At 57.6% G+C, this 7,796-nt stretch carries 7 protein-coding genes; 1 reads left to right on the top strand and 6 read right to left on the bottom strand.

Annotated elements, in window-relative coordinates; translation table 11 throughout:
• Nucleotides 1-145: 145 nt before the first annotated feature.
• The 6 genes from AACY49_RS23505 to AACY49_RS23480 all read right to left on the bottom strand — a co-directional run bounded on the left by AACY49_RS23505 (nt 146) and on the right by AACY49_RS23480 (nt 6,491).
• On the bottom strand, nt 146-997 hold the full coding sequence (locus tag AACY49_RS23505) for an urea carboxylase-associated family protein (RefSeq protein WP_339526754.1): 852 nt from the start codon (nt 995-997) through the stop codon (nt 146-148).
• 15 nt (nt 998-1,012) lie between these two features.
• Nucleotides 1,013-1,666, bottom strand: a complete 654-nt coding sequence (locus AACY49_RS23500) for a GntR family transcriptional regulator (protein ID WP_339526752.1) — start codon at nt 1,664-1,666, stop codon at nt 1,013-1,015.
• A 74-nt stretch (nt 1,667-1,740) separates the two neighbouring features.
• On the bottom strand, nt 1,741-3,015 hold the full coding sequence (gene fabF / locus AACY49_RS23495) for a beta-ketoacyl-ACP synthase II (protein ID WP_339526750.1): 1,275 nt from the start codon (nt 3,013-3,015) through the stop codon (nt 1,741-1,743).
• Between the two features lie 32 nt (nt 3,016-3,047).
• A complete protein-coding gene (locus AACY49_RS23490) occupies nt 3,048-3,842 on the bottom strand; it encodes an SDR family NAD(P)-dependent oxidoreductase (protein WP_339526748.1) in 795 nt (264 codons plus the stop codon).
• A 205-nt stretch (nt 3,843-4,047) separates the two neighbouring features.
• Nucleotides 4,048-4,383 carry a ComEA family DNA-binding protein gene (locus tag AACY49_RS23485; protein ID WP_258699710.1) on the bottom strand — a complete coding sequence of 112 codons (336 nt, stop codon included), beginning with the start codon at nt 4,381-4,383 and terminating at the stop codon, nt 4,048-4,050.
• A 113-nt stretch (nt 4,384-4,496) separates the two neighbouring features.
• Complete coding sequence (locus AACY49_RS23480) at nt 4,497-6,491, bottom strand: polysaccharide biosynthesis protein (RefSeq protein ID WP_258699709.1); 1,995 nt, start codon at nt 6,489-6,491, stop codon at nt 4,497-4,499.
• A 298-nt stretch (nt 6,492-6,789) separates the two neighbouring features.
• On the opposite strand from AACY49_RS23480, the gene AACY49_RS23475 reads away from it, so the two are divergent.
• The gene (locus AACY49_RS23475) at nt 6,790-7,785 is read left to right on the top strand and encodes a glycosyltransferase family 2 protein (protein WP_339526745.1); all 996 of its coding nucleotides are present in this window, start codon (nt 6,790-6,792) and stop codon (nt 7,783-7,785) included.
• Nucleotides 7,786-7,796 lie beyond the last annotated feature (11 nt).

Below are 7,796 nucleotides of genomic sequence, written 5' to 3'. Positions count from 1 at the left end.
AACGGCGCGCCTTGGAACGCAAGGCGCGCAAGCTGGGGATGCAGTTGGTGATGGTTGGATAAATTTCAGAGCAAAAACAATGCGTTATTTTTTGTTTGATAAGAGCTGCCGAAGGCTGCGATCTTTTTGCTCTTGCTATTAGCTCTTATTTTTCCCAATCGGCCTTGGCAATGTGCAAGCCATGCAACCCTTTGTAAGCCGCACGCTCCGGCTGGCTCCAGCCCTCAAGCAACGAATCCTCCAACCGATAAATCTCCACCCCCAGCGGGCGACACACGCTCAGCGGGTCCTGTGCATCCGGTCCCCACATGGCCAGTGACAAATCGCCACCCGGGCAAGTCGAGAGCGCGCACAGCAAATCAATCTCGGCAAAGAACTCCAGGTAATCGCCCTTCTGTGCCGGGCAGGCTTTCATGAAGTACATGTCGTCGTGATTCAGGCCGGTGCACTGAAAAATGTTCAGCACATCATGCACGTCGAACTCGGTCAGGCCATGGGGCAACACTGCGCGAGTCAGATTGGAGTGGCAGTGATGATGGAAATCCTCGCCCGTGAGCATTTTGTTCACATAGGGATCGCAGCGCGTCCCCAGCAAATCGTGCAAACGCCCGCCATGTTCGTCGATGCCGTAACCCGCCAGGCTGTCGTCGGTAATGGTCACCAGCGGTCGTAAAAAGGGCAGGTTCGACCAGAGCCGGTCATGGGTGCTGACATGCGCCCCTTGCAACTGCCGGGTCCGCGCGGCCCACAAGCGTTCGCGCGGGTCGTGGGCATTCCAGACATTGAAGTCTCCGACTTGCGGGCCGACAGGGGTCGTGACCCTGAACACATGCCCCGCCGGCACATTCCAGGCGCGGCCGGTGCGGATCGGCACTTCAAACTGCTCAATCAGCGTGCGCCCCTCTGTTTTGTCGCGGATCCTTTCGTAGAAGGCTGTGTCCACCTGCAAGGCCGAGCCTTTGCTGACTTGGTAGGCCGCCGGATAGTCTTTGTACATGGCACAAATCCTCGATCAGTGATGGGAAGAAGGGGCAAGCATCTGCAATAGGAGGTGTTCGGAGTCATCGAGATACAGGCTCATGGCATCCCCGGCCGCGCGCTTATCGCCGTCGGCCAGCAACTCATGTATTTGCCGGTCGCGAGCCAGCCAGGGCGCTTGAAAACGTGATTCATCGGGAGCGGTGCAAAACACCAGGCGCAATTGCGCAACGACGTTGGTGAAGAACTCATCGAACAACGGGCTGCGCAGCAACCCGACGATGTGTTGATGAAACGCCAGGCTGTAGGTGCCGACGGCGCGCCAGTCCTCACGCTCCCGGGCCAGCTCGGCGGCCTCCAGGGCTTCGAGCATCCGGTCGGATTGATCATCACGCAGTGGCTGACTGGCGCTGATGGCTTGCAGTTCCAGAGTGCGACGGACCTTGAACAGATCGCGCACATCATCGACCCCTAGCCTGCGCACCATCACGCCCTTGTTGCGGACGTAACGGGTCAGCCCTTCCTGGCCCAGACGGTGCAACGCCTCGCGAATCGTATTTCGCGAGGCGTTGTAAGCCGACACCAGATCGTTTTCCACCAACGCCATGCCAGGCAGCAAACGACCGCCGATGATGTCAGCGCGTAACTCCAATGTGATGTGGTCGGCCAGGGAGAGTCCGCTGCTCATACTCAATGCCTCGTGATTGTTCAACAATCGTCAGCGAATGAGTAATCACTATTCGTGCCATCACCTGTCGTGAACTAACCCTGCCAGCGTTTGAACAACACACTGGCGTTCACGCCGCCAAATCCGAAGCCGTTGGACAAGGCGTACTCGATGGCCATCGGCCGTGCCTGACCGTGAACGATGTCCACCCCTTGCGCCGCCGGATCCGGGTTATCGAAATTGAGCGTCGCCGGCGCAACCTGATCGCGGATCGCCAACAGGGTAAAGATCGCCTCGATCCCGCCAGCGGCGCCGAGCAAATGCCCAGTCGCGGACTTGGTCGATGTCACGGCTATCTTATTGTCCGAGCCGAACAACGACTTGATGGCCGCCAATTCCCCCAAATCCCCGACCGGAGTCGAGGTCGCGTGAGCGTTGAGATGCTGCACCTGCGCCGGCGAAATGCCCGCCTGGGCCAACGCCAGCGACATCGCCCGACGCGCGCCACTGCCATCCTCCGGCCCCGCGGTCAGGTGATAGGCATCGGCGCTGGTGCCGTAACCGACCAGCTCGGCCAATGGCTGAGCCCCCCGCGCCAGGGCATGCTCCAGGGATTCGATCACCAGAAGGCCCGAGCCCTCGCCCATCACAAAGCCATCGCGGCCACTGTCGAACGGCCGCGAGGCGCGCTCCGGTGTGTCGTTGTAACCGCTGGACAAGGCTCGAGCCGCCGCAAACCCGGCGAGGCTGACACGATCGATCGCCGCCTCCGCGCCGCCACATACTGCAATGTCCGCCTCGCCACATCGAATCAGCCGCGCCGCGTCGCCAATCGCCTGAACCCCGGCCGCGCACGCCGTTACCGGAGCCCCCAACGGGCCTTTGAAACCGTGCTGGATCGACACATGCCCCGCCGCGAGGTTGACCAGAAACGAAGGGATGGTGAACGGCGACAAACGTCGCGGGCCACGGCTGTCAGTGGTGCGCACCGCGTCGGCAATCGCGCCGAAACCACCCACGCCCGAGCCGATGATGGTGGCCGTGCGCTCCTGGGCATTGGCATCCAGCGCTTGCCAACCGGCCTGCTCCAGCGCCTGACGCGCCGCCTCCATGGCAAACATAATGAAGCGGTCCATCTTCTTCTGTTCTTTGGGCGGCGTCGCCCGATCCGGGTCAAAACCCGCCTCGGGATCTTCCGCCAGGGTTTGCACCGCGCCACCGACCTTGGTCGACAGATCGGCAACCACCTCGTCCGGCAACGCCCGCAACCCGGAGCGCCCGGCCAACAGACGCGCCCAAACCGCTTCGACGCCACTACCCAACGGCGACACCAGGCCCATGCCCGTGACCACCACTCGACGATTACTCATAACGCAAATACCTCAAGCCGATTCATGGTGCCTCACTTGTAGCGCGTTGCGGCCGTGCTTCTGGACAGATTCGGCGCCATCGCATGACGCGCCGCTACATAGGACTCCCACTCAGAGAGATTCGGCAAGGAAGGAATGGTGATCAACTCACCCTGATCCAGCCCCGACAACGCCGCATCGACCATCTCCCCCGCGTCCATGACCATCTCCGCCGGAATCTGGGACGCATCGATACCGGAACGCTCCCAGATCTCGGTGCGTGTTACGCCCGGCAACACCGCTTGAACCTGAACCCCGGTGCCCGCAAGCTCAGCGCTCAACGACTGAGTCAGGCTCAACACATAAGCCTTGCTCGCGCTGTACGTCGCATTGAATCGCTCAGGAAACAACGCCACCACCGACGCAATATTGATGATCGTCCCGCGACCCGCCTTGGCAAAACTGGCTGCCGCCGCCGAAGCCAGCCGCGTCACCGTGGTGACGTTCAGCTGAATCAGGCGCTCCAGTTGATCCATGTCGGCGTTGGCGAGCAAACCATCCGCCGCGATACCGGCGTTGTTCAGCAACAGGCTGATGCTCGAATCACTGCGAAGACGCTGCTCAAGCTTCAGCACATCATCCTTTTGCGTCAGATCCGCCTTGAGCACCTCGACCTGAACACCATGCTCCGCGCGCAATTTGCTCGCGGCAGCCTCCAGCCGTTCCTGATCACGGGCGACCAGCAATAAATCAAAACCACGCGCCGCCAAGCGCTGCGCATAAACCGCACCGATGCCGGAAGAAGCGCCGGTAACAAGGGCCGTACCTTGGGTCTGGACAGCATTCATGACAGTGCTCCTGGGAGGATGCTTTAGGAAGGCGAGCGCCGAGTGTCAGGGCGCTTCAGCGAATGACGAATTTATTATAGGCATAATTCAAGAGCCATATGATAGCCGTAATTTTTTGCCTCCCGATGAAAGGCGCCGGATCCCCCCAACGACACTATGCAAAAAGGCCGGTCAATGACCGGCCTCTTGGTGTGGATCTACAAGCTTAGTTCACTTCCAGCCTCTCGCGATTCTTGTCCAGAATGGCTTTGCCGATCCCTTTCACTTCCAGCAATTCGTCGACAGACGAAAATGGCCCATTACTCTCACGATAAGCAACAATCGCCTTGGCCTTCGCCTCACCGATCCCGGACAACTCACGTTGCAGGGTCGACGCATCGGCCCCATTGAGATCGACCTTGGCGGTTTGAGCCTTGGCGGCAACGTCCAGCATCAAGGGGGCCTTGGCAGCCTCTGGCGCAGCCGTCGGCGCAGCGATGGCCGCAATGGAGGCGCTGGTGAGCAGGGCAAAAACCAGAGAGTAGAAATAGCCAGTACGCATAAATGAAGCTCCATGACATCAATTGGAAGAAGCAGCTTTTCCGAAGCTGCCTCCCAAACTTAGGCGATGTGATGGAGCTGTCAAAAATGTGTCCGTTACAGGATGTGAAACAATCAGGGCTCGAGGCGACGTTGCTGGTGGATCCAGTCGACGATCTCACCGTCGGGGGTGTAGCCGCTGACTGTTTCGCGCAGGAGCTGGCGCACGCGGGAGTAATCATCCTCCTCGACAGCCAATAACAGCTCAGTCAAACGGCCCTTGAGCACGTCCCAGGGCAAATGGTCTTCGTTGGCGGTCATGATCATCGGATGTGGCGTCGCAGCAACGTTATCGCCGATCAGTAACTCTTCGTAGAGCTTCTCTCCCGGACGCAGGCCCGTAAACTCGATCGAAATATCGCCTTGGGGATTTCGCTCGGAGCGGATGCTCAAGCCAGACAAGTGAATCATCTTCTCCGCCAGTTCGACAATCTTCACCGGTTCGCCCATGTCCAGCACGAACACGTCGCCGCCCTGCCCCATGGAACCGGCCTGGATCACCAGCTGCGCGGCTTCGGGAATGGTCATGAAGTAGCGGGTGATTTTCGGGTGCGTGACCGTCAATGGCCCACCGGACTTGATCTGGCTGTGGAACAACGGGATCACCGAACCGGACGATCCCAACACGTTGCCAAAGCGGACCATCGTGAAACGGGTTTTGTTGACCCTGGATACGTTAGCCTTGTCGCCGAACAGTACCGGGGCGATTTCACGACTGAGGGCCTGAAGGGTCAACTCCGCCAGACGCTTGGTGCTGCCCATGATGTTGGTCGGGCGTACGGCCTTGTCGGTGGAGATCAGCACGAAGTTGGCCACACCCGACTGCAAGGCAGCCTGAGCGGTGTTCAAGGTACCCATGACATTGTTGAGCACGCCTTCAGCGATATTGTGCTCGACCATTGGCACATGTTTATAAGCGGCCGCGTGATAAACGGTATCCACGCGCCAGGTCTTCATCACATCGAGCAGTTTGTGCGGGTGACGGATGGAGCCGAGGATGGGCAGCAACTTGACCGACACCGAATCACGGCAGCCGCGCTGCTCCAGTTCCGACAGGATGCTGTAGAGGTTGAACTCGCCGTGTTCGAACAGAATAAGCGTGGTCGGGCCAAGGGAGAAAATCTGCCGGCACAGCTCCGAACCGATCGATCCGCCAGCGCCAGTGACCATCACTGTCTTGCCTTTGATACAGCGCTCGAGCAAATCGGCCTGGGCTGGCACGGCATCCCGGCCCAGCAAATCGGCAATATCCACTTCCTGAATGTCTTCAACCTTGACCCGACCGCTGGCCAGATCGGTGAAGTTCGGAACACTTCGCACGTGAAGGGGGTAAGCCTCCAGCAGATTGAGAATTTCCCGGCGTCGTGCTCGGGTAGATGACGGCAGGGCCAAGAGGATTTCCTGGGCGCCGGTGACGTCGATCATTTGTTGGATGTGTCTGGGTTTGTAGACTTGCAAACCCGAAATAGAGCGATCAGCGATGCTGGGGTCGTCGTCGATAAAGGCCACTGGGCGCATCACCCGGCCCATGCGAAGCGCCGCTACGAGCTGGTTACCTGCGACGCCCGCACCATAGATGGCGACTTTCGTCAGACCATCCTCGCGATTGGTGAACGGTACGTGCTGGGCGGCGGTGAACCAGTCGCCCATGAAGTATTGGCGCATGCACAGGCGCAGGCCGCCGATGATGACGAGGCTTAACCACCAGTAATTGAAGATGATGGAACGCGGGACGACGGCCTGGTGGTTGCTATACCAGAAAACGACCACCGCCAGGATGAGCGCAGAAAGGCTGACCGCCTTGATAATGGCAATCAGCGCATCATTGCCAAAGTAGCGCATGACTGCCCGATACATGCCAAACCGAATGAACAGAGGAATCGCAATCACCGGCGCGCTGAGAAACAACCACAGGTGAGCCCTCAGAGGCTCAAGCAGGTCGTCTATACCCAAACGAACCACGAACGAACCCCACAGCGAGATCCAGACCAGGAACACGTCCATGATCACCTGAATCAGTCGCTTTCTCTGACGAGGCATTCCCAAAAGGAATATCCGCAGTCTGTCCATTCCCCTTCCTTCCATTTTTGATCTCAGTTAGTCCAAACCATGCAGGGATTGCACCACAGTCACAGAACAATTCCTTCGACAAGCGAAGCAGGCGCCAAGTGCCCGGGCGCGCTTCGCGCATTCACTCTAGTCGCTAGTAGAGCGTAAAAGAGTAGAGATTAAACCTTCCAGACAGATAAAATGCACGTCCTGTACGCATCCCCGATGCCGGTTCTATCACTCGGGATGATGTCAAGTAGGCATCAGTCTTTTTTTACACATTGACAATGCTATTTTTAAACCCACGATGCGAGGACGCATGGACCAGCAACCGCCCCTGTCCGGTAGATCAGACGCTGAGCTATTCGTCGAAAACTCAAGGAATTCACCGACCTCTCCTGAAGTAGCGATACTTCTGTGCACGTTTAACGGATACACATTTCTCAAAGAGCAAATTGATTCTTTCATTGCCCAGACCCATCAAAAATGGACGCTATACATTTCTGATGATGGCTCTACCGATGGAACCCTTGCACTGCTGGAAAATTACCAGGACCTGATCAACACGCAACGCATACAAGTGTTCAGCGGTCCACGCGCCGGTTTTGCTGAAAACTTCATGTCGCTGGTAAGAAACGAGAATATAAAAGCAGACTTTTTCGCATTCAGCGATCAGGACGATATCTGGTTCAATAACAAGCTGGAAAGAAGCATCCGACAATTGGAGTCGTTGCCCACCCATCTGCCGGCCCTGTACTGCTCCCGCACTCGCCTGATCGATGAAAACCGGAAAATCATTGGTTTTTCACCCGACTTCAAACGAACCCCGGTCTTCCAGAATGCGCTGATCCAAAGCATCGCCGGTGCCAATACTATGCTCCTCAATGGTGCAGCACGGGACCTCTTGAACAAGATTCCACACGCCATGACCATCGTTGCGCACGACTGGCTTACCTATCTTTTGACGACAGCCTGTGGTGGAAACGTCATCTACGATTCAGAGCCGACGCTGGACTATCGCCAGCACGGTGGCAATGTCATCGGTGCCAACTCCGGCTTCAAAGAACGCATGATACGTATCGGTAAGTTGATCGACGGACGCTTCAGCCGCTGGAGTGATTCGAATGTGCAGATTCTTGAGTTGCTTGAAGGGGAGCTGACCCCGGTGAATAGGCAGACATTGAATGACTTCAAACAAGGGCGTCAAAGCTCTATTTTCAAGAGGTTTCGCCTCATGAAAAAATCAGGTGTTTATCGCCAGACCCTGGCGGGCAACATCAGCCTCATTCTGGCCATCTGCCTGAACAAGATTTAAATCGACACAAA

The organism is Pseudomonas sp. EL_65y_Pfl2_R96 (assembly GCF_963970905.1).
Lineage (GTDB): Bacteria > Pseudomonadota > Gammaproteobacteria > Pseudomonadales > Pseudomonadaceae > Aquipseudomonas.
Note: the sequence above shows the minus strand (reverse complement) of the source record. Positions and strands in the feature narration are given on the sequence as shown.

What these genes read in the sequence shown, in the direction of transcription:
- AACY49_RS23505 (WP_339526754.1), bottom strand. Translation starts at nt 997, where the DNA reads ATGTACAAAGACTATCCGGCGGCCTACCAAGTCAGCAAAGGCTCGGCC.
- AACY49_RS23500 (WP_339526752.1), bottom strand. Translation starts at nt 1,666, where the DNA reads ATGAGCAGCGGACTCTCCCTGGCCGACCACATCACATTGGAGTTACGC.
- fabF (WP_339526750.1), bottom strand. Translation starts at nt 3,015, where the DNA reads ATGAGTAATCGTCGAGTGGTGGTCACGGGCATGGGCCTGGTGTCGCCG.
- AACY49_RS23490 (WP_339526748.1), bottom strand. Translation starts at nt 3,842, where the DNA reads ATGAATGCTGTCCAGACCCAAGGTACGGCCCTTGTTACCGGCGCTTCT.
- AACY49_RS23485 (WP_258699710.1), bottom strand. Translation starts at nt 4,383, where the DNA reads ATGCGTACTGGCTATTTCTACTCTCTGGTTTTTGCCCTGCTCACCAGC.
- AACY49_RS23480 (WP_258699709.1), bottom strand. Translation starts at nt 6,491, where the DNA reads ATGGACAGACTGCGGATATTCCTTTTGGGAATGCCTCGTCAGAGAAAG.
- AACY49_RS23475 (WP_339526745.1), top strand. Translation starts at nt 6,790, where the DNA reads ATGGACCAGCAACCGCCCCTGTCCGGTAGATCAGACGCTGAGCTATTC.